The sequence below is a fragment of the Actinoplanes missouriensis 431 genome (assembly GCF_000284295.1).
GTDB classification, from domain to species: Bacteria; Actinomycetota; Actinomycetes; order Mycobacteriales; family Micromonosporaceae; genus Actinoplanes; species Actinoplanes missouriensis.
This window is the reverse complement of the sequence record NC_017093.1, coordinates 1877767-1898226: the sequence shown is the minus strand read 5'-3', so window position 1 is coordinate 1898226 and position 20460 is coordinate 1877767. Positions and strand designations below refer to the sequence as shown.

The following is a 20460-nucleotide window of genomic DNA, read 5'->3' as shown; positions in this document are numbered from 1 at the left end:
TCAGGGGCGGTGGTCGGGGTGGTTGGATGGGCGGTCCAATGCCAGATTCAATTTCAGTACGTTCACGACCGGCTGACCGAGAAAGCCCAGCGCTCGCCCGTCGGTGTTGTCAGTGATCAGTTGCCGGACGCGATCGAGGCTGATGCCCCTTTCGCGCGCCACGCGGGGCGCCTGGATCTCGGCGTACGCGGGGCTGATGTGGGGGTCGAGGCCGCTGCCACTGGCGGTGACCGCGTCCGCCGGGACTGCCGGTTCCGCCGGGGCGTCCCCGCGGATCGGCGTGATCACGCCGCCGAGCGCCCGGTAGTCGTCGCCCTCCCGGGCCGGCTCGACGACGACGCCCTGATATGTCGCGACGAACGGGACGCCGGTCTGGTTGACCGACACGACGCGGGTGATCGGCCCGGTGAAGCCGTCGCGGTGGAAGACCGCGAGCACCGCGCCCACCCCGTCGGCGGTGCAGAAGGGACGGCTGCCGTCGACACCCTCCAGCTTGCCGACGGCGAGGCTGCGGGCGCACACCTGGGTGAGCAGGCTCTGCCGATCCGGCGTGTCGACCACGTCCTCCGGCCCGAGGTTGCTGGCCCCGGTGGCGGTCGGATCGTAGCCGCCGGCGGACGGGCGGCTCTGGAAGTACCTGGTCACCGGGTTGCCGTCCGCGTCGGTGAACGATTGGCCGATCAGCGTCAGGTCCCCGGACCTGTCGGATATGCCGGGTATCTTGCCCACACCCACGAAGATCAACGGGTACGCGAGGCCCAGCAGGACGGTGAAGACGAGCAGCGCCCGCAGGGCCGCGAGGTGCTGGCTCAGCCACGAAGGCAGTCTCATAACGGATCAGATCCCCGGGATGAACTGGATGAACAGGTCGATGAGCTTGATGCCGAGGAACGGCGCGATCACGCCGCCGAGGCCGTAGACGAGCAGGTTCCGGCGCAGCAGCGCGCTCGCCGACGACGGCCGGTACCGCACGCCCCGCAGCGCGAGCGGGATCAGGAAGACGATCACGATGGCGTTGAAGACGACCGCGGACAGGATCGCCGAGCCCGGCGAGTGCAGCCGCATGATGTTGAGCGTGTCCAGGCCGGGATAGACCGCCGCGAACATGGCCGGGATGATCGCGAAGTACTTGGCGATGTCGTTGGCGATCGAGAAGGTGGTCAGCGCGCCGCGCGTGATCAGCAACTGCTTGCCGATCTCCACGATCTCGATCAGCTTGGTCGGGTCCGAGTCGAGGTCGACCATGTTGCCGGCCTCCTTCGCGGCCGACGTGCCGGTGTTCATCGCGACGCCGACGTCCGCCTGCGCGAGGGCCGGCGCGTCGTTGGTGCCGTCACCCGTCATCGCGACCAGGCGCCCGCCCTGCTGTTCCTTCTTGATCAGCGCGAGCTTGTCCTCCGGGGTCGCCTCGGCGAGGAAGTCGTCGACACCGGCCTCGGCGGCGATCGCGGCCGCGGTACGCGGGTTGTCGCCCGTGATCATCACGGTCCGGATGCCCATCCGGCGCATCTCGTCGAACCGCGCCCGCATCCCGGACTTGACCACGTCCTTCAGGTGGATGACGCCGAGGATCCGATCGTTCTCGGCCACCACGAGCGGGGTGCCGCCCTCGTCGCTGATCCGGTCGACGATCGCGTCGACCTCGGCGCTCGCCGTACCGGTCCACTTGATCACCGCAGCCGCGGCGCCCTTGCGGATCTGACGCCCGGCCACCCGCCCCTTGTCGGACTGAAGGCCGTCCCTGATGTCCACCCCGCTCATCCGGGTCTGCGCGGTGAACGGCACGAACGTCGCGTCCGCCATCAGCCCCGGCTCCCGCTCCCGGATACCGAAGAGCTCCTTCGCCAGCACCACCACCGACCGCCCTTCGGGCGTCTCATCAGCGAGGCTGGACAGTTGCGCCGCGTCGGCGAGATCCTTCGGATCAACCCCGTCGACGGGTACGAACTCAGCGGCCTGGCGGTTCCCCAGCGTGATCGTGCCGGTCTTGTCGAGCAGCAGCGTGCTCACGTCACCGGCCGCCTCCACGGCCCGCCCGCTCATGGCCAGCACGTTGCGCTGCACCAGACGGTCCATTCCGGCGATGCCGATCGCCGACAGCAGCGCGCCGATCGTGGTCGGAATCAGACAGACGAGCAGCGACACGAGCACGATCCCGGTGACGCCGTGCGCGTCGATCGCCGAGGTGTCCGGCGCCGCCGCCTGGTACGCCTTCGAGTAGATCGCCAGCGGCTGCAGCGTCACCACCCCGAGCAGGAAGATGATCGTCAGTGCCGCGAGCAGGATGTTCAGCGCGATCTCGTTCGGCGTCTTCTGCCGGTTCGCACCCTCCACCAGGGCGATCATCCGGTCCACGAAGCTCTCGCCGGGCCGCTGGGTGATCCGCACGACGATCCGGTCGCTGAGCACCTTGGTGCCGCCGGTGACGGCCGACCGGTCGCCGCCGGACTCCCGGATCACCGGCGCGGACTCGCCGGTGATCGCCGACTCGTCGACGCTGGCGATGCCCTCGATCACGTCACCGTCGCCGGGGATGATCTGACCGGCTTCGACCACCACCACGTCGCCCAGCTGGAGCTCGGTGGCGGCGACCTCCCGGCCGTCCGCCAGGAACGCGACGGTGTCCTGCTTGGCGGACCGCAGCGCGGCGGCCTGCGCCTTGCCCCGGCCCTCGGCGACCGCCTCGGCCAGGTTCGCGAACAGCACGGTGAGCCACAGCCAGACCGTGATCAGCCAGGCCAGCAGGCTGGGGTCGGCGATCGACAGCACGGTCGTGAAGACCGCGCCGACCTCGACCAGGAACATCACCGGGTTGCGCCACAGGGTGCGCGGGTCGAGCTTGCGCAGCGCGTCCGGCAGCGACCGGCGGAACTGCTTCGGGTCGATTCCGCCGGCGCGCACCGAGGTCTCGGCGGGAGCGGCGGCGGGTTTCTCCAGTACGGCGGTCATGACAGGCCCTCCGCGAGGGGTCCGAGAGCGAGAGCGGGAAGGAAGGTGAGCGCGACGAGCACGACGGTCACCCCGGCGACCATGCCGACGAAGAGCGGCTGGTGGGTGGGGAGCGTGCCCTCGGACTCGGGCGCCGGCTGCTGCTTCGCCAGGGATCCGGCCAGCGCCAGGACCAGGATCAGCGGCAGGAACCGGCCGAGCAGCATGGCGAGGCCGAGCGCGGTGTCCCACCAGCCGGTGTTCACCGTGATGCCGGCGAAGGCGGAGCCGTTGTTGTTGGCGGCGCTGGTGAACGCGTACAGGACCTCGGAGAGGCCGTGGGGTCCGCTGTTCAGCGCCGTCGCGTTGTTGCCGGTGGCGAACGCCGCCGCGGTCCCGGCGAGCACCACGATCGGTGTCACCAGGAAGTAGAGCGACGCCAGCTTCATCTCCCGGGCGCCGATCTTCTTGCCCAGGTACTCCGGGGTGCGGCCGACCATCAGGCCGGCGACGAAGACCGTGATCACGGCGAGGATCAGCATGCCGTAGAGGCCGGAGCCGACACCGCCGGGCGCGACCTCGCCGAGCATCATGTTGACCATCGGCATCATGCCGCCGAGCGACGTGTACGAGTCGTGGAACGAGTTGACCGCGCCGGTCGAGGTGAGCGTCGTGGCCGCCGCGAAGACAGCCGAGTTCGTCACCCCGTACCTGGTCTCCTTGCCCTCCATGGCCGCGCCCACCGCCTGCGGGACCGTACCGGCGCCGTGCGTCTCGAACCCCACGGTCAGCGCGATGCTGCCGAGCGCGAGGACGGCCATCACCGCGGCGATCGCGTAGCCCTGCCGGTTCTGGCCGACCATCCGGCCGAACACCCGCGGCAGGCTGAACGGGATCAGCAGGATCAGGAAGATCTCCAGCCAGTTGGTCCACGTCGTCGGGTTCTCGAACGGGTGCGCCGAGTTGGCGTTGTAGAAGCCGCCGCCGTTCGTGCCGAGCTCCTTGATCGCCTCCTGGGAGGCGACCGGCCCGCCGGTGATGTGCTGTGTCCCGCCGGTCAGCGTGCTGATCTCCGTACCCCCGGAAAGGTTCTGCACCATCCCGGCGATCATGAAAACGACTGTGGCGAGCACGCAGACCGGCAGCAGGATCCGCAGCGTGATCCGGGTCAAATCGACCCAGAAGTTGCCGAGCGTGGTCTTCTTCCGGGCCGCGATCCCCCGGATCAGCGCCACCGCGACCGCGATGCCGACCGCCGCCGAGACGAAGTTCTGCACGGCGAGCCCGGCCATCTGCGCCAGATGACCCATCGTGGACTCACCGGAGTACGCCTGCCAGTTCGTGTTCGTCACGAAACTGACCGCGGTGTTCCAGGCGATGTGGTCGGTCACGGCCGGCAGCCCGAGGGAGAGCCAGAGCGCGTCCTGCACGCGCAGGAAGAGGTAGAGGAAGAGCAGCGAGACGGCCGAGAACGCCAGCACCGACCGGGCGTAGACACCCCAGGTCTGCCCGGCGGCCGCGTCCACGCCGACAGTCCGGTAGACCGCCCTCTCCACCACGGTGTGCCGGGTGCCGGACACCACGCGGTACATGTAGTCGCCGAACGGCCGGTGCACCACGACGATCGCCGCGACCAGCGACAACACGAACATCCAGCCGGCCATCAGAACTTCTCCGGGAAGAGCAGGGCGGCGACCAGGAAGGCGGCCAGCACGACAGCCAGCACCAGGCCGACCAGATTGACGGCGCTCATCAGCGTTCGGCCGCCCGGATCAGCACGGTCAGGCCTGCGAACAGCGCCACCGTGAGAACGACGAACCCGAGATCAGCCACGGGGTAACTCCTGAGGAAAGGGTTTTTCGCTTACCCCGGAAGCAAATCTCGCCGCGCGTGGCGTGCACAGATCCGTTCACGCCGCGCAGACGCCCCGGGCCGCGTTATTCACACCCTGTTGACGCCGTACGCCACAGCCCACCCGTCCCGCCGCCCCACCCGAACCCCGATCGCCCACCCCGCTCAAGGTCCACCGTGTGCCCGAGCCCAGCCCGACCAGCGCGTCCCACCCGCCCTAAACGCCGGACAGGTGCAGCCCCGCCCACAACGCCGTAACCCCCGCCACCAGCCCCAGCGGCACCGTCACCGCGCCCAGCCGGACGAATTCCCCCGCCCGCGGCGCCGCGTCCCGCGTGTGCAGGATCCGCCGCCACAGCAGGGTCGCCAGCGACCCCACATACGTCAGGTTCGGTCCCACGTTCACGCCGATCAGCACCGCCAGCAGCAGCCCCGGCGACGACGACACGGCCGGCAGGAGCACCAGCGTGGCCGGCAGGTTGTTCAGCAGGTTCGCCAGTACGGCCGCGAGCACGGCCACGCCCAGCAACCCCAGCAGATCGTCGTGCTGCGGCACCAGGCGGTCCACCCACTCACCGAGCCCGTTGTCCCGGACCGCGAGCACCACCACCCCCAGACCCAGCACGAACGCGCAGAACGCCGGGTTCGCCTCGACCAGCAGAGCCCGCGCCGTGATCGAGCGCCGCCGCAGCAACGGCACGGCCAGCAGCACCGCCCCGCCGAACGCCACCCAGGCCGGCGAGACCCCGAGCGGTTGCAACGCGGCGAACCCGGCCAATGTCACCCCCAGGACCGCGAGGGCGTAGCGCGGCGCCGGTCCGGGCGGGGCTGGTTCCGCCGCCGGCGGTTCGGCCAGGTCCCGGGCGAAGAAGAACTGGAAGATCAGGTATTCGACCGCGATCACGGCGATCCAGGGTGCGGCCATCAGCGCCGCGAAGCCGGCGAAGGTCAGGCCGCTCGCCGCGAACGCCAGCAGGTTCGTCAGGTTGGAGACCGGCAGCAGCAGGGACGCCGAGTTCGCCAGGTGGTTGCAGGCGTAGGCGTGCGGGCGGGGGCGGACTCCGGCGCGGGCCGCCACCGCGAAGACCACCGGGGTGAGCAGCACGACGGTGGCGTCCAGGCTGAGCACGGCGGTGGTCAGCGCGGCAGCGCCGAAGACCGCGGTGAGCAGGCGGCGCGGCCGGCCCTTGCCGGAGCGGGCCACGATCGCCCCGGCGTAGCTGAACACGCCGTGTTTCTCCGCCGCGAACGCCAGGACCAGCACGGCTGCCAGGAATGCCACGGTCGGTGCGAGTTCCCGTACCTCATGGAGGGCCGCCGCCGGGGTGACCAGGCCGAGCACCACGGCCAGCAACGCCGCGGGAACCGCGGCAGCGGCCTCGGGAAGTCCCCGAGGCCGCGCCACCGCGAAAGCGAGCACCGCGCCGAGTAGCGCCAGCGAGATGATCATGGAGCGCAGCGTAAGGCGCGTGTCCCCGGACCGCGACCGGGGAGCGCGTCAGACGTGAGCGTCCTCCTCCTCCGCCGGCTTCTCCGCCAGCGGACGCAGGCGCAACCGGGTGATGGCCCGCCCTGTGATCTCCACGACCTCGGCGGCGTGGCCGTCGATGGTGACCGTCTCGCCCGGCTCGGTGGGGATGTGACCCAGCCGCGCGAGGACCAGGCCGGCGACAGTGGTGTAGTCGCCCGCGTCGAGCTCCTCGATGTCGACCCCGATGTCCGGCAGGTCGTGGATCGGGAACGTGCCGGGCAGCAGCATCGCCCCGTCGTCCTCCCGGATCACCGACTGCACGTCCCGGTCGGTCTCGTCGTAGATCTCGCCGACGACCTCCTCGACCAGGTCCTCCATGGTCACGATGCCGTCGATCGCGCCGCGCTCGTCCACCACCATGGCGAACTGCTGGTGCTGGGCGCGCAGCTGGCGCATCGCGTCGGACACCTTGAGGGTCTCCGGCAGGAACAGCGGGTTGAACATGTAGTCGCGGACCGGGCCGGACGCGCCGATCAGGTCACGCAGGTGGACCACGCCGAGCACGTCGTCGAGCCCCATCGGACCGGTCACCGGCGCCCGCGAGTGACCGCCTGCGACCAGCCGGTCCAGGGCCTCCACGGCGGGCGTGTCGGCCGGCAGGATGAGCACGTCGCGGCGGGGCACCAGGATCTCCCGCAGGATCCGGTCGGCGATCTCGAACGCGCCGCTGATGATGGTGCGCTGCTCGGCCGTGAAGTCCTGCTGCTGGGCGACCATGTCGCGGATCTCCTCGGTGCTGACCTCCTCACGACCCGCGTTCGGGTCGACGCCGGCCAGCTGCACCACCAGGTCGGTGGTCTTGCCGAGCAGCCAGATCACCGGGCGGCTCAGCGTCGCGATGACGTCGAGCGGCCGGGCGACGAGCATGGCCCAGCCCTCGGCGCGCTGCATGGCGATCCGCTTGGGCGCCAGCTCACCGACGACCAGGGTGAAGAAGGTCAGCACGATGGTGACGAGCACGATGGCCACCGACTCCGCGGCGGAGCCGAGGAAGCTCAGCGGGTCGATCAGCGGCTGGGCCAGCGAGACCGCGGCGGCCGCCGAGGCCAGGAAGCCGGCAAGCGTGATGCCGATCTGAATGGTGGCCAGGAACCGGTTCGGATCCCGCGCCAGTTTGGCGAGCGTCCTCCCGGTGCGTGACTGCTTCTCCAGCCTCTGCAGCTGGCCTTCGCGGAGCGAGATGAGTGCCATCTCGCTGCCGGAGAAAGCCGCGTTGAGCAGGACAAGCACTACGACGAGGACAACTTGCCAACCGTATCCGCCCACGGCGGAAATCAACTCCTTCGCTGTTGGAGATGCGAAGTTCCCAGGTTACCGGGTGAGCAGGTCCGCCGTTGCTGCCCTGCCCGCCCGGTACCCGAAGACCACCGCCGGAGCGATCGTCGAACCGGGTCCCGGATAGGTCCGGCCCATCACCGACGCCGTGGTGTTTCCCGCCGCGTAGAGCCCGGAAACCCCGACCACCGCGCCATACTCGTCGGTGAGCAGACCACCCTTCGTGCCGAGGTCGCCGGGGACCAGCTGGACCGCGGTGAACGGGCCCTTCGCGAGCGCGCCGAGGTTCGGGTTGGGCTTCACGGTCGGGTCGCCGTAATAGTTGTCGTAGACGGTCCGGCCCCGGCCGAAGTCGGCGTCCACGCCGCTGCGGGCGAAGGTGTTGAACCGCTCGACCGTGGCCCGCAGCCGGGCCGGCTCCATGCCGAGCAACCCGGCGAGATCCTCGATCGTGTCCGCGGAGCGCACGATGCCCGCCTCGCGCAGCTTCTTGGTGCCGGTCAGGAACGCGTTGAACAGGTAGCGCCGCCGGTGCCGCACGTCCAGGATCAGCCAGCTCGGGTTCGCCTTCTCCGCCTCCAGCATGGCGTGACCGAAGTCGATGTAGCTGGCGGACTCGTTGGTGTACCGGTCGCCGAGCTGGTTCACCACGATGCTGTACGGCATCGACCGCTCGGAGAGGACGAACTGGTGATGCCCGTCCGGCAGCGGCACCGACGCTCCCCACCAGGCGTCGTCCATGAGCTCCAGCCGCGCGCCCGCGTCGGCCGCGATCCGGATGACGTCACCGGTGTCGCCGTCGGCGGCGGAGCTGTAGCCGCTCACCCCGTGATACTTCTCCCGCCAGGCGGTATTACGGGCGAACCCGCCCGCCCCGAGGATCACCTTGGACGCCTTGATCCGCAGACTTCCGGCAACCGCCCCGGCCACCGCACCGTCCTCCACGATCAGCTCGGTCAGCGGCGTGTTGAGCAGCACCTCGGTCCCCTGGTTCCGCACGATCGTGAACAGGCTCGCCGTCAGCGCCGACCCGATCCCGAACAGCCGCTTCCCGCTGAGCAGCCCGAACAGCGCCCGGAAGACGAACCGGGCGCCACGCACGAATCCGCTCGGCGTCGACCAGGCCCGCGACAGCAGCCACACGTCGTCGGTCTTCAGCGGCGCCGGCATGCTGTCCCGCCCGCGGAACGTCGCGAACCAGTCACCCAGCTTCTTGGTGTCGAACGGCTCGACCTCGATGCCCCGCCCGACCATGCCGCCCGGCCGGTCCGGGTAGTAGTCCGGGTAGTCGTGCGAGGCGACCCATCGCACGCCCAGGCGGCTGAGCAGGGCGTACACCTCGGGAACCGTCTCCACGAAAGCCCTCCGGCGCTCCGGGGAACTGGCCGGCCCGGCGTCGCCGATCGCCGCCTCCATGTAGGTGAGCGCCTTCTCCACCGAGTCCTCGCCACGGATCAGCGGGTTCGTCGGCATCCACAGCCCGCCGCCGCTGAGCGCCGTGGTGCCGCCCCACTTGCCGGTGCTCTCCACGACGAGGACCTTCGCCCCCGCGTCGGCGGCGGCGATCGCGGCGGTCAGCCCGGCCGCACCGGTACCCACCACGAGCACATCGATCTCACGGTCAAACGCCACGTCGCATCTCCTAGCCGATCGGCTACTGCTGGTTGCTCGGCAACCTAGCCGCTCGGCTATCAGCAGACAAGATCTGGTTACGCTGTCGGGCATGCGCACCGCACGGGACCGGGTCGTGGCCGCAGCCTTGGAGCTCTTCGCCGAGCACGGCGTCAGCGGCACGTCGCTGCAGATGATCGCCGATCGGATGGGCGTCACGAAGGCGGCGGTCTACCACCAGTTCCCCACCAAGGAGGAGATCGTCCTGGCGGTCATCGACCCGATCATGGAGGGTCTGCAGCCGATCGCCACCGAGGCCGCCCGGCGCCGCACCACCGCCGCCCGCCGCCGTTACATCCTGGGCGCCGCCATCGACGAGATCGTCCGGCACCGCCGCCTGGCCGCCGTCCTCAGCTTCGACCCGGTCGTCACCCGCCTGGTCCGCCGCCACCCCGCCATGTCCACGATCACCCGGCTGGTCGACCTGCTCACCGGCCCCGACCCCTCCCCCGCCACCAGGGTCGACGTCCTCATGGTCGCCGGCGGCCTGGTGATGGCCGGCGCCGAGCCGTCCCTGTCCGACCTACCCGACGAAACCCTGAAAAACCACCTCTACCAGACCTCGCTGCGCACCCTCCGCACCAAACCGATCTAGTACGCGATCGGCAGCCCCCAGAAGCACCGATCCCGTCCCCGAGAAGCCCCGCGACCTCAGCGATCCCCCAGGCCGTCCGGCCCCTCTCGCGACACTGTGCACTAGCCGGCCCGCGAAGTTCCACGATCCGCGGCCGGCCGGCCGGGACTGACGGACGGGACGGGACGGGACGCCGCCGATGGCGACCGCGTCGCCGGTTCCGAGAATTCGACGATGGTGACATTCTCGTTACCGGCTAGTAACGTGACTCGTCGGTAGCAAAGGGGGTGCAGGTTGCTGTACGGAGCCCCGGCCACGCGTCGCCGTGACGCACAGCGCAACCGTGTGGCCATCCTCGAGGCCGCGAGCGAGGTCCTGACCCGCAGCGAGGGCTTCGCCCTGATGCCCGAGATCGCCCGCCGGGCCGGCGTAGGTCAGGCCACGCTCTACCGTCACTTCGCCGACCGGCACGCCCTGCTCGCCGGCGTGATCGGCCACCAGCTGGAGCGGCTGGAGACGCACGCGGCGCACACCGATTTCCGCCGCCTGCTCCGCGAGACCCTGCACTCCCTGATCACCCTGCGCGGCCTGGTCAGCCTGGCCCGCCGGCTCGATCCGGCGATGCAGGAGCGGTTCCTGCAGAGGGTCGTCGCCGCGTTCGCCGTGCCGCTGCGCCGGGCTCGCGAGTCCGGGCACGTCCGCGCCGACCTGGTCCCGGAGGATCTGGTGCTGCTCTTCGCGATGGTCCAGGCCGTCGCCGAGACGACGCGCGACGTGACGGCCGCCCGGGCCGCCGCGGACCGATCGGTCGACCTGGTGCTGGAGGGAGTGTTCCGCCCCGCCGCCTGACGAAGCGGGTCCCGCGGGTGACGAAGCATGCCGCCGCACCGCAGAGCGTGCCCGCCGGCCGCGGAGCAGGCTTGCCGGACGACGGAGCAGTCCCGGAAGGCGGGGAGCAGGCCCGCCGGGCGACACAGCAGGCCCGCCGGCGACAGAGCAGGCCACGGACCACGCGGACCCGTGGGACAGGACGGCGCGACCGCCCCGCTCAGGTTCACGCCGCCGCTGCCGACTAGGCGAGATGTGGCCCAGAACGCGATCAGCGCGGACGAGCGAGCCGAACTGGAACGGCTCCGCCAAGTCATCGCCACCGGCCCGACCGGACTCGTCTCGATCGACGAGGCCGGGCTGATCACGGTCTGGAATCCGGCCGCCACCCGCCTGCTCGGCTGGGAGACCGACGAGGTCGTCGGCAAGCCGCTCACCGAGACGCTGATCCCCGCCGAGCTGCGCGACGCGCACACCGCCGGAATGGCCCGCTACATGGCCACCGGCCGGCCGGCGGTGATCGGTCACCCGGTGAGCCTGCCGGCGCTGCACCGCGACGGGTCCCGCGTCGAGATCGAGCTGACCATCTGGCCGTCCTGGGTGCAGGGGCAGCGGCACTTCTACGCGTTCCTGCGGGACACCTCGGAGCAGCGGGCGGCTGCCGAGCGGGCGGCCCGGCGCACCGACGCGCTGCTCTCCACGATCGAGGCGCAGCGGGCCGTCACGCTCGCCACCCACGACCGGAACCTGGCCCTGCGGGTCGTCGCCGAGCAGGCCGTGACGGTCTTCCCGGCCGCCGACGGCGCCGCGGTCGAGCTGCTCCAGGGCGACGAGCTCGTCTACACGTCCGGCGCGGGCACCATGATCGAGTACGCCGGGTACCGCTTGCCCGTCGGCGGATCAGTCAGCGGCCTGGCCGTCCTCGATCGCAAGGCGACCTGCTCCGGGGACACCCGGGTAGATCCGCGAGCGGACCGCGACGCCTGCCGGCGGCTCCACGCACGGTCGCTCTGCGTCGCGCCGCTCTACTACGGCGACCACGTGATCGGCGTGCTCAAGGTGACGAGCGCGAAGCGGGACGCGTTCGACGACGACGACGTGCACCAACTGGAGCTGCTCGCCACCGGGCTGGCGTCAGCGCTCATGCACGCCGACGACTACGCCCGGCGGGTCCGGGCCTTGAAGGCGCTCGAGGCGAGCGAGACCCGGTTCCGGCTGACCTTCGAGAACTCGCCGCTCGGACTCGCCCTGTCCAGCGTCGACCCCGCCATGTTCGGCCGATATCTCCAGGTCAACCCCGCGATGACAGCGATCACCGGGTACACCGCCGAGGAGCTGACCCGGATGAGCTTCCGGGATCTGCAGCATCCGGACGACGGGCCGGCGACGGAGACCTCGCTGCGCCGGATGGTCGCCGAGGGCGTCGACACGATCCGGACCGAGAAGCGGTACCGGCACAAGGACGGGCGCACCATCTGGGTGGACGTCCGGATCGCGGTGGTCCGCGAGTCCGGTGGCGTGGCGTCCTACGTCGTGGTGCAGGCGGAGGACGTCACCGCGCAGCGCGCCGCCGACGCGCGTCTGCGTCAGCAGGCGAAACTGCTGGAGACGATCCCCGCCGCGATCATCGTGCGGGACATGGACGGCACCATCGAGTGGTGGAACTCCGGCGCCGCCACGCTGTACGGCTGGTCGCTCGACGCCGCCCGCGGCAAGCCCACGCACCGGCTGCTCGGCACTACGTTCCTCGGCGAGGGTTCGTTCGCCGAGCAGTCCGCGGCGCTCGCCGCCGACGGCCGCTGGGAGGGTCAGCTGCAGCATCTGACCGCCACCGGCCGTACGGTCACGGTGCTCAGCCGCCAGGTCGTCCACCAGTCCGACGGGCCGCCGCACGTCCTGGAGATCAACACCGACATCACCGCGGCGCGCGCCGCCGAGCAGGCCCTCGCGCTCAACGAGCAGCGGTTCCGGGCCCAGTTCACGCACTCCGCCGCCGGTCAGGCGATCCGTGCCCTCGACGGGACGCTGATCGCCGTGAACAAGGCGTTCGCCCGGATGCTCGGCCGCCGCCCGGAGGACCTGGTCGGCCGGATCGTCGACGAGGAGGTGATGACGCCGGAGGACAGGCGTGCCGCGCACCAGCAGATCGCCGCGCTCTTCGCCGGCGAGTTCGACTCGTACACGCAGGAGATCCAGGTCCGCCACGCCGACGGCCGGCTGGTCGACATCGAGTCCACGGTCTCGCTGGTCCGCGACGCCGACGGCCGCCCGAAGCACCTCATCCTGGTCTGCACCGACACGTCCGCGCGCCGTGCCGCGGAACGCGCCCGCGACCAGGCGGCCGCCACCCTGGCCGAGCGCAACGCCGAACTGGAGACCGCCAACGCCCTCAAGCTCGACATCATCGGCATGCTCGGGCACGAGATCAGCAACCCGCTGTCGGCGATCCTCGGCTACAGCGACCTGCTCGCCGACGACCTGCCGCCGGAGACCCCGCACGGCCGGTCGATCGCGATCATCAACCGGCACGCGCAGCGTCTCGACGACATCGTCCGCGAGATGATCGCCATGGTCACCATCGACACCGGCAACATCCACGCGGTACGGCAGAGGCTCTCGGTGCGCCACGAGCTGGAGCAGGTGCTCGAGGGGCCGGGCGTTCCCGTGGTCGGCGAGGACGCGGAGATCCTCTTCCACCCCGGCCACCTGCAGCAGATTCTGCTCAACCTGCTCTCCAACGCCGACAAGTACGCCGGTGGCGCCACCCGGATCCGTATCCACTCCGACGCCCGCCGGGTCTACCTGCGACTGGAGGACAGCGGCCCGGGCGTCCCCGAGGATTTCTGCCCGCGCCTCTTCGACCGTCTCGCCCGCGCCGACCGCGACGCCCGCACCGTCCGCGGAACCGGCCTGGGGCTCTACATCGTCCGCAGCCTGGCCCGCGCCAACAACGGCGACGTCCACCACGAGCCGAATCCCGCGGGCGGATCATTCTTCATCCTCGAAGCCGACCCCGCCGGGCCGGCGTGAGGCCCGCGGGATCACCGGCGCACGCCCCCGAGGCGCCGGCCGCATCGACGCCACCGCCGCAAGCCCCACCGCCGACGCCCCTGCCACCGGCGGCACAGCGGCAGGCGGCACGGCAGCAGGCGACACGGCAGCCGCCGGATTCACCGGGTCGGCCGCGATCGAGCGCCGCCGCAGCCGTCCCACCAGCATCGCCGCGATCATGACGGCGGCGACCGGCAGCGCGCTCCACCACCACCGCGTGCCGGGTTCGGGCGACTCGACGAACGCGGACCCCCGATACACCACCGGCCCACCGTCCACAGTCACCACCACGTCGCCTGCCCCGGACGGTGTCGGGAACCGCACCAGGTAACGCCCGGCCAGCACTTCCTCCACCTGGTCCAACGCCGGCGCCACCCCCGGATCACCGGCCGGCGCGAGGAATCCGCCGGTTCCGGCGGTCGCCGCCGCCCAATACGCTCCCCGGCCGACCACCACGAGAATCGCGCCGGCCTCCCGGAACCGGGCCGCCACGGATTCCGCCGGCAATTCACCCGCGTCCATGCCATCGGTGCAGAGCAGAACCACGTGGTGACCATTTCCGGCGTCCGGGAACTGCGTCAGCGCCAATGACAGCGACCGCTGCGTGTCGCGTTCCCCGCCGGCCCGGATCGTGCCGAGCGCCCGCACGATCCCGGACGGCCCGTCCTGCGGCGCGGCGACCACCGCGGCGGGCGCACGGTCGGCGACGACGGCGGCCCGGGCGCCGGCCGGCAGCCCGAGCGCGAACCGGGCGTCGGCGCTGAGCCAGCCGGGCAGAGCCGCTGCCCCGGCCGCCGAGGCGTCCACCACGAACGTCACCGCGAGCTGCGGGGAGAGCACCGGTTCGATACGGGCGGCCTGCCGGACGCCGTTCCACGTGACGGTGACCGCGCCGGGCCCGGCGGCACCGAGGTCCACGACGAGCGTCGTCGACGACTCATCGGCGAACACCCCGGCGACCGGAAGCGGAACAGGCGCCGGCGCCGCAGCCGAAAAAGGCGCCACGACTGAAAAAGGCGCCACGGCCGGAAGAGGTGCCGCGGCCGAAACAGGCGCCGCGGCCGAAAGAGGTGCCGCGGCCGGAAGAGGCGCCGAAGAAAAGGCCGGAGAAGGAGCCGGAACAGAAGCCGGAACAGACGCTGACGCAGCGGCCGCAGAAGACGCCGGAACGGCGGCGGGCAGGGCGAGCAGAACGACCGCCGCGAGGGCCGCGCATCGCCGTTCAGACCAGCTCGGCATAGACGATGACATTGTCCCGATAGCTCCCCCGGCCCTCGTCGAATTCACCACCACAGGTCACCAATCGCAGCGCCGCGTCGAGCGTCGGCGCATAGACGAGCGCGGTCGGGAACTCCTCTTTGGAGACACGTGACACCCCGCTGATCCGGAACGTCACAGTCGTCCCGTCGGCGCGATCCACCAGCACCGATGTCCCGGCCGCCACCCCGGCCAGGCGGGCGAAGACCCCCGGCCCGGATCGCGAGTCGACATGTCCGAGAACAACCGCGGGACCGGCCTGTCCGGGGCGTGGCCCGTCCGCGTACCAGCCGGCCACGCCGGGGTCCTCGGGCACCGCGATCGTCCCGTCGGCCTGCACCCCGAGCCGCTGCAGCGAGCTGCGCACGCCGAGCTCCGGAATCCGCAGCCGGACCGGTTCGGCGACGCGGGCGGTCCCGCTCTCCGACCGGAACCGGTCAGCCCGGACAGGTTCCCGCGCGATCACCGGCGGTGGTCCCTGCGCGCGCGGCGCCTCCGGCGCCACCACGATCACCAGCACACTGAGGTACGCGCAGACGCTCCCCCACCGCCACCGGGCACGCGAACCCGCGGCGATGCCGGCGGACCCCGCGCTATCCGCCAACGGCCAGCCCGCCGTACCCGGTCTGCGCCCCGCCCCGTGGCAGCGCGGCCGCGACCGTCTCCCCGAACGCGTCCGCCAGCTCCCGCGCGAGGTCGAACCCGTGCTCGTAGACGGCGTAGGCGATGTCGTGCGCCGTCGCGTAGTCCCGTGCCGCGAAGGCGTCCGCGTGCCGCAGCAGCATCCCGTCGTGCCCGGCGAACGCGGTGGCGAGCCGCGCGGACGTCAACCGGTCACCGGTGGCGGCGCTCAAGAACGCGGCGATTCTCCGCTCGTACCCCTGAAGCTCGTTCTTGGCCCGCGCCTGCGCGCTCCGGTCTCCCGCCGCGAGCGCCCCGCTGTAGGCCACGAGCGACTCGATGTGATCGCCCCAGATGTCGCCGAAGTCCCCGGCGACGTCCGCCCCGAACAGCGCCGACATCGCCGCCACCAGGTCCCGGGTGTTTCCGTTGATCATCGCGGCCGCCGCGTCGAAGTCCGGCGTGTTCGCCACCGCCGCCCGGGTCACGTGCTCGACCAGCACCACGTGCTCGGCCAGCACCCGGCCGAGCTGGGACCGCAGCCGCCACACCGGTTCGCGCAGCTCGGCGCGGTCGCGGGCCGGCAGCAGCCCGTCGGCGAGGACGAGCCCGACGTCGTAGAGGTGGCGGTAGGCCTCCCGGTAGATCCGGTCCGCCGTGGCGTAGTCCCCCGCCGCGTACGCGTCCGCCTGCTCGGTGAGGTGCTCGATGTGCGCGGCGAGCGCGTGGTGGACGGCCGGCGGGTCGAGCCGGCCGTCCGAGAGTCCGGCCAGGTATTCGCTCAGCCTCCGCTCGTAATCCACGAGCTCCACCCGGGCGTCCTCGCGGGTGGAGTCGTCGCGTCCGGCGACGGCGCTCGCGTAGGCGACCAGCTCCACCACGTGACCGGACCACAGAGGACCGAACTCGCCCACCATGTCCGATCCGAACAGCTGGCCCATCAGATCGGTCATGGCGTCCGTATTGCGGCCGAGCGCGGCATCCGCGGCCTGGACGAAGTCGTCGTCGCCGCGAAGCCGGCTGCGCATCGCGTCGGCGGCGAGCACCGAGTGCTGACCGAAGAGGGCCTGCAATCGCACTGCCAGGTCAGCAGCCGACTGTCTCACATGGTGGACGTGCACTGTTGAATTTTCCGTCAACGGGGGGTGTCCGCTCCGAACAGTGGAGCCACCGGTGAGCAGGGCGGCGCAAAAGATCGGGACGGCCAGCCGTTGCAGCATCCGCCCCGTTGCGCGCATGATCTCCCACCCCAGCCACTTCTCGCGATGCCCGACTTTGATTACAGTGAATAACCGGAAGATTGCCGAGGGTCACCTGGTGGCAGACCTTACGCCCGCCCATCACTTCAGTCGAGTGATAGCTATCATCACGCATCACCAGAAATCCGACAGTCGTACAACCACTTCCGTCCAGTAGCGTCGACAGCGCTCCTGTGAACGTCCACAACCGAGGGGACGGCATGGTTCCGGTGGGAGAGGTCGTCGCCGGCCGCTACCGCGTCGTCCGTCCGCTCGCGAACGGTGGGATGAGCCACGTCTGGCTCGCCACCGACGACCGGGCCGGTGTCCCGTTCCAGGTGGCCATCAAGCAGTGCACACTTCCCGAGGGCCTGACCCCGGCACAGCGCGACGTGATCCGCGAGTGGGTGTTTCCCGAGGCCCGGGCCGCTGCCCGGGTCCGCCATCCGAACCTGATCCACACCTTCGAGGTCTGCCCCGACGCGGCCGGCCCGTGGATCGTCATGGAGTACGTCCCGTCCCGCTCACTGCAGGAGATCATCGAGTCCGAGGGCCCGCTGCCACCGGCCCGGGTGGCCGGGATCGGGCTCGCCGTCCTGGCCGCGCTGGTCGCCGCGAACGACGCCGGCGTTCTGCACCAGGACGTCAAGCCGGGGAACGTTCTCATCGGCGACGACGGCCGGATCGTGCTGACCGATTTCGGTCCTGCGGTGACCACCGCCGGGATCAAGGCGCTCACCGACACCGGCGTGGTGCTCGGCTCCCCGAAATACATCGCGCCGGAGCGGCTCTTCGAGCACTCCTCGACCGTCGCGTCCGACCTGTGGTCACTCGGCGCCACGCTCTACCACGCGGTGGAGGGCCGCCCGCCGTACCAGCGGTCCAGCACGACCGAGGTGCTGCGCGCCCTCGCCGACACCGAACCGGACCCGCCCAGCCTGGCCGGCCCGCTCGCCCCGATCCTGGCCGGCCTGCTCCGCCGTGACCCGTCCACCCGGCTGAGCGTCACCGAGCTGGAGGCGCGGCTGCGCAAGGTGGCCGGGACGCGACGCCCCCGGTCCGGCACGCGCTGGTGGCCGCCGCGGTGGCTGCGCCGCGGCCTGCCCGAGCCCACCCACGAGCCGACCGCCGCCGAACGGGCCGCCGCCGTGAGCCCGCCCCCCACCGGAGACCCGGCGCCCGCCGCGACCCAGTCCCCCACCCCGGGCCCGGCGCCCGCCGTGACCCAGTCCCCCGCCCTGGACCCGGCGCCCGCCGTGACCCAGTCACCCACCGGAGACCCGGCGCTCGCCGACAGCCCCGGGCCGGCCGTGGCCGAGCGGCTCGGCCGGTCCGTCGACGAGCCGGCCGAGCCGTCCCGCCCCGCGCTGCGGCACCGCCTCTCCGCCGCCGTCGTGGTGATCCTTCTGCTGGCCCTGCTCACCACCGTCGCGGCGAGCACCCACCGGGACACCGGCAGCGCCCATTCCCCGCCGCCCTCGTCACCGGCCGCGACCGTGCTGCCCGAGGACTTCGGCTGGTGGACCGATCCGAGCGGCTTCCGGGTCGCGGTGCCGAACGGCTGGAAACCGAATCCGCTCGCCGACGGCGTGGTCTCGTTCGCCGACCCGCTCGGCGAGGCCAGCCTGCGGATCAGCCGATGGCAGGGCTCGACCCGCGACGTGGTGGCCGGCCTGCTCGCCGAGGAGCGGGACATCGCGTTCCCGGCGTACCGGCGGCTGCGGATCGAGGCGCTGCCGTCGGCCGGCGGCGCGGTCTGGGAGTACACGTTCGTGAGCCCCGACGCGGTGGTGATGCGGGGACTGCGCCGGGTGGTGGAGAGCGGCGCGGAGGCGTACCTGATCGAATGGCGCACCGCGCGGGACGCCTGGATCGGCGCCTTGCCTCAGCTCACCGTGGTGCTGTCCACCTTCAAAGGGTGATCGAGCAGCACCTCGCCTAGCTTGAGCAGCAGGTCATGCGCGGTGAACGGCTTCTCGATGAACGCGATGTCATCGTCCAGCACGTGCGTCGTGCCGAGCAGCCCGTTGCTGTACCCGGACATGTAGAGCACCGGCAGATCCGGCCGGGACTCGTGGACGATGTCGGCGAGCCGCCGGCCGGACGTCTCCGGCATGATCACGTCGGTCAGCATCGCGTCACAGTCGTGCTGCCGGAACAGCGCGAGCGCCTCGTCGGTGCCGGTCGCGGTCAGCACGTGGTAACCGCCGCCGGTCAGGATCCGGGCCACCACCCGGGCCAGCACCGGCTCGTCCTCGACGACCAGCACGGTACGGCCCCCGCCGCCGGCCGGTTCCGGGCGGAGCGTGACGGGCCCGGCCCGCTCCGGCACGGCCACCATCGGCAGGTAGATCCGGAAGGTCGTGCCGACACCGAGCTCGGAGTAGACGTTCAGGCTCCCGCCGGCCTCGGTGACGATTCCGTAGACGGTGGAGAGGCCGAGGCCCGTACCCTTGCCCTGGGGTTTGGTGGTGTAGAAGGGCTCGAAGATGCGCGCCGCGGTCTCCGGTGACATGCCCTCCCCGGTGTCGCTGACCAGCAGGCGGGCATAGGTTCCGGCGGGCAGCGGCGGCTGCATGTTGATCTCGTCGCCGTCCAGGGACGCCGCGTTCGCCTCCAGAACCAGGGTGCCGCCGTCGGGCATCGCGTCCCGCGCGTTGATCGCCAGATTGAGCAGGATCTGCTGGAGCTGCCCGGGATCGGCGTGCACGGTGATCGGCTCCTTCGACGGCACCGTGATCAGGTTGATGTGCTCGCCGATGGTGCGCCCGAGCATCGCCTGCACCTCGGCGAGGGCCGCGTTCAGGTCGACATCCTGCGGCTGGATGGTGTCGCCGCGGGTGAAGGTGAGCAGCTGCCGGGTCAGGTTGATGGCCCGGTCGGCGGCGTTGCGGACGTGCCGGAGGTCGGTCTCCAGCGCCGGGTTGCCGGCCGCCTCCTCCGCCGCGAAGTCGGTGTAGTTCACGATGATCGCGAGGATGTTGTTGAAGTCGTGCGCCACCCCGCCGGCCAGCTTGCCCAGCGCCTCCAGCCGTTGCGCCTGGTGGGTGCGCTCCTCGACGGCCCTCTGCCGTTCCGCCGCCGCCTTGGCCGCGGTCACGTCGCGGACCACGATCGCCGCCCCGGAGATCTCGCCGTGGTGGTCGTGGATCGGCGCCACGCTGAACGACGCCTCGACCGGGGTGCCGTCCTTCGCGTACCGCCGTGACTCGTAGTGGATGCCCCGCTCACCGCCGGCGATCCGCTGCGCGATGTCGTGCTGCTCGGCGAGCGCGGCCGGGTCGGCGAGCACCGTCACCGGCCTGCCGACGATCTCCTCGGCGGACCATCCGAAGATCCGTTCCGCGCCGGCGTTCCACGCCGTCACCACGCCGCCCAGCGACACCCCGATGATCCCGTCGGCGGTGTGCTCGACCACCGCTTCGAGCATCGCCCGCGCCGCCTGCTCCCGGGCGTCCGCCTCGGCGACCCGCTGCTCATCGCGCGGATCGGCGGAGGCCCCGGCGCCGCGCACGCGGGCCCGGCGCCGCCGGTGAACCGTCCAGTACCACACACCTGCCGCGCAGGTGAGGACGTTCCACCAGGCCAGCGCCCAGATCCAGACGAGCTGTTCCGGCATGGTCGTCTTATCGGAC

15 protein-coding genes are annotated in these 20460 nt (G+C 71.3%); 4 read left to right on the top strand and 11 right to left on the bottom strand.

Annotated elements, in window-relative coordinates; genetic code table 11:
* From AMIS_RS08790 to AMIS_RS08760, 7 genes are all read right to left on the bottom strand, one after another.
* Window positions 1-831 carry a potassium-transporting ATPase subunit C gene (locus AMIS_RS08790; protein WP_014441864.1) on the bottom strand — a complete coding sequence of 277 codons (831 nt, stop codon included), beginning with the start codon at window positions 829-831 and terminating at the stop codon, window positions 1-3.
* A gap of 6 nt (window positions 832-837) precedes the next feature.
* Window positions 838-2949, bottom strand: coding sequence for a potassium-transporting ATPase subunit KdpB (gene kdpB / locus AMIS_RS08785; protein WP_014441863.1), 2112 nt, complete (start codon window positions 2947-2949; stop codon window positions 838-840).
* Window positions 2946-4592 (bottom strand): potassium-transporting ATPase subunit KdpA, encoded by a 1647-nt coding sequence (kdpA, locus tag AMIS_RS08780; RefSeq protein WP_014441862.1) that lies wholly within the window; start codon window positions 4590-4592, stop codon window positions 2946-2948. The genes kdpB and kdpA overlap by 4 nt, the downstream gene beginning before the upstream one ends.
* On the bottom strand, window positions 4592-4681 hold the full coding sequence (gene kdpF / locus AMIS_RS08775) for a K(+)-transporting ATPase subunit F (protein ID WP_041829638.1): 90 nt from the start codon (window positions 4679-4681) through the stop codon (window positions 4592-4594). The genes kdpA and kdpF overlap by 1 nt, the downstream gene beginning before the upstream one ends.
* Before the next feature lie 315 nt (window positions 4682-4996).
* On the bottom strand, window positions 4997-6229 hold the full coding sequence (locus AMIS_RS08770; RefSeq protein WP_014441861.1) for an SLC13 family permease: 1233 nt from the start codon (window positions 6227-6229) through the stop codon (window positions 4997-4999).
* A gap of 48 nt (window positions 6230-6277) precedes the next feature.
* Entirely contained in the window at window positions 6278-7576 is a 1299-nt protein-coding gene (locus AMIS_RS08765) for a hemolysin family protein (protein ID WP_014441860.1), read from the bottom strand.
* 45 nt (window positions 7577-7621) lie between these two features.
* Window positions 7622-9217: an FAD-dependent oxidoreductase gene (locus AMIS_RS08760; protein WP_014441859.1), complete on the bottom strand. Its 1596-nt coding sequence runs from the start codon at window positions 9215-9217 to the stop codon at window positions 7622-7624.
* 91 nt (window positions 9218-9308) lie between these two features.
* Here AMIS_RS08760 and AMIS_RS08755 point away from each other — a divergent pair, with 91 nt between their 5' ends.
* The 3 genes from AMIS_RS08755 (at window position 9309) to AMIS_RS40325 (ending at window position 13688) form a co-directional block, all read left to right on the top strand.
* Window positions 9309-9851, top strand: coding sequence for a TetR/AcrR family transcriptional regulator (locus AMIS_RS08755; RefSeq protein WP_014441858.1), 543 nt, complete (start codon window positions 9309-9311; stop codon window positions 9849-9851).
* Between the two features lie 324 nt (window positions 9852-10175).
* A complete protein-coding gene (locus AMIS_RS08750) occupies window positions 10176-10679 on the top strand; it encodes a helix-turn-helix domain-containing protein (RefSeq protein WP_014441857.1) in 504 nt (167 codons plus the stop codon).
* Between the two features lie 234 nt (window positions 10680-10913).
* Window positions 10914-13688, top strand: coding sequence for a PAS domain S-box protein (locus AMIS_RS40325; protein ID WP_014441856.1), 2775 nt, complete (start codon window positions 10914-10916; stop codon window positions 13686-13688).
* Here the strand turns inward: AMIS_RS40325 and AMIS_RS08740 are convergent.
* From AMIS_RS08740 to AMIS_RS08725, 3 genes are all read right to left on the bottom strand, one after another.
* The gene (locus AMIS_RS08740; RefSeq protein ID WP_014441855.1) at window positions 13647-14660 is read right to left on the bottom strand and encodes a hypothetical protein; all 1014 of its coding nucleotides are present in this window, start codon (window positions 14658-14660) and stop codon (window positions 13647-13649) included. The genes AMIS_RS40325 and AMIS_RS08740 overlap by 42 nt on opposite strands.
* A gap of 271 nt (window positions 14661-14931) precedes the next feature.
* Window positions 14932-15570 carry a class F sortase gene (locus tag AMIS_RS08730; RefSeq protein WP_231859260.1) on the bottom strand — a complete coding sequence of 213 codons (639 nt, stop codon included), beginning with the start codon at window positions 15568-15570 and terminating at the stop codon, window positions 14932-14934.
* Window positions 15560-16666, bottom strand: a complete 1107-nt coding sequence (locus AMIS_RS08725) for a hypothetical protein (protein ID WP_231859259.1) — start codon at window positions 16664-16666, stop codon at window positions 15560-15562. The genes AMIS_RS08730 and AMIS_RS08725 overlap by 11 nt, the downstream gene beginning before the upstream one ends.
* 380 nt (window positions 16667-17046) lie before the next feature.
* On the opposite strand from AMIS_RS08725, the gene AMIS_RS40320 reads away from it, so the two are divergent.
* Entirely contained in the window at window positions 17047-18747 is a 1701-nt protein-coding gene (locus AMIS_RS40320; protein ID WP_051041879.1) for a serine/threonine-protein kinase, read from the top strand.
* Here the strand turns inward: AMIS_RS40320 and AMIS_RS08715 are convergent.
* Complete coding sequence (locus AMIS_RS08715; RefSeq protein WP_014441851.1) at window positions 18711-20444, bottom strand: hybrid sensor histidine kinase/response regulator; 1734 nt, start codon at window positions 20442-20444, stop codon at window positions 18711-18713. The two genes, AMIS_RS40320 and AMIS_RS08715, sit on opposite strands and share 37 nt — an antisense overlap.
* Window positions 20445-20460 lie beyond the last annotated feature (16 nt).

What these genes read in the sequence shown, in the direction of transcription:
- AMIS_RS08770 (WP_014441861.1), bottom strand. Translation starts at nt 6,229, where the DNA reads ATGATCATCTCGCTGGCGCTACTCGGCGCGGTGCTCGCTTTCGCGGTG.
- kdpA (WP_014441862.1), bottom strand. Translation starts at nt 4,592, where the DNA reads ATGGCCGGCTGGATGTTCGTGTTGTCGCTGGTCGCGGCGATCGTCGTG.
- kdpF (WP_041829638.1), bottom strand. Translation starts at nt 4,681, where the DNA reads ATGAGCGCCGTCAATCTGGTCGGCCTGGTGCTGGCTGTCGTGCTGGCC.
- kdpB (WP_014441863.1), bottom strand. Translation starts at nt 2,949, where the DNA reads ATGACCGCCGTACTGGAGAAACCCGCCGCCGCTCCCGCCGAGACCTCG.
- AMIS_RS08755 (WP_014441858.1), top strand. Translation starts at nt 9,309, where the DNA reads ATGCGCACCGCACGGGACCGGGTCGTGGCCGCAGCCTTGGAGCTCTTC.
- AMIS_RS40320 (WP_051041879.1), top strand. Translation starts at nt 17,047, where the DNA reads ATGGTTCCGGTGGGAGAGGTCGTCGCCGGCCGCTACCGCGTCGTCCGT.
- AMIS_RS08715 (WP_014441851.1), bottom strand. Translation starts at nt 20,444, where the DNA reads ATGCCGGAACAGCTCGTCTGGATCTGGGCGCTGGCCTGGTGGAACGTC.
- AMIS_RS08790 (WP_014441864.1), bottom strand. Translation starts at nt 831, where the DNA reads ATGAGACTGCCTTCGTGGCTGAGCCAGCACCTCGCGGCCCTGCGGGCG.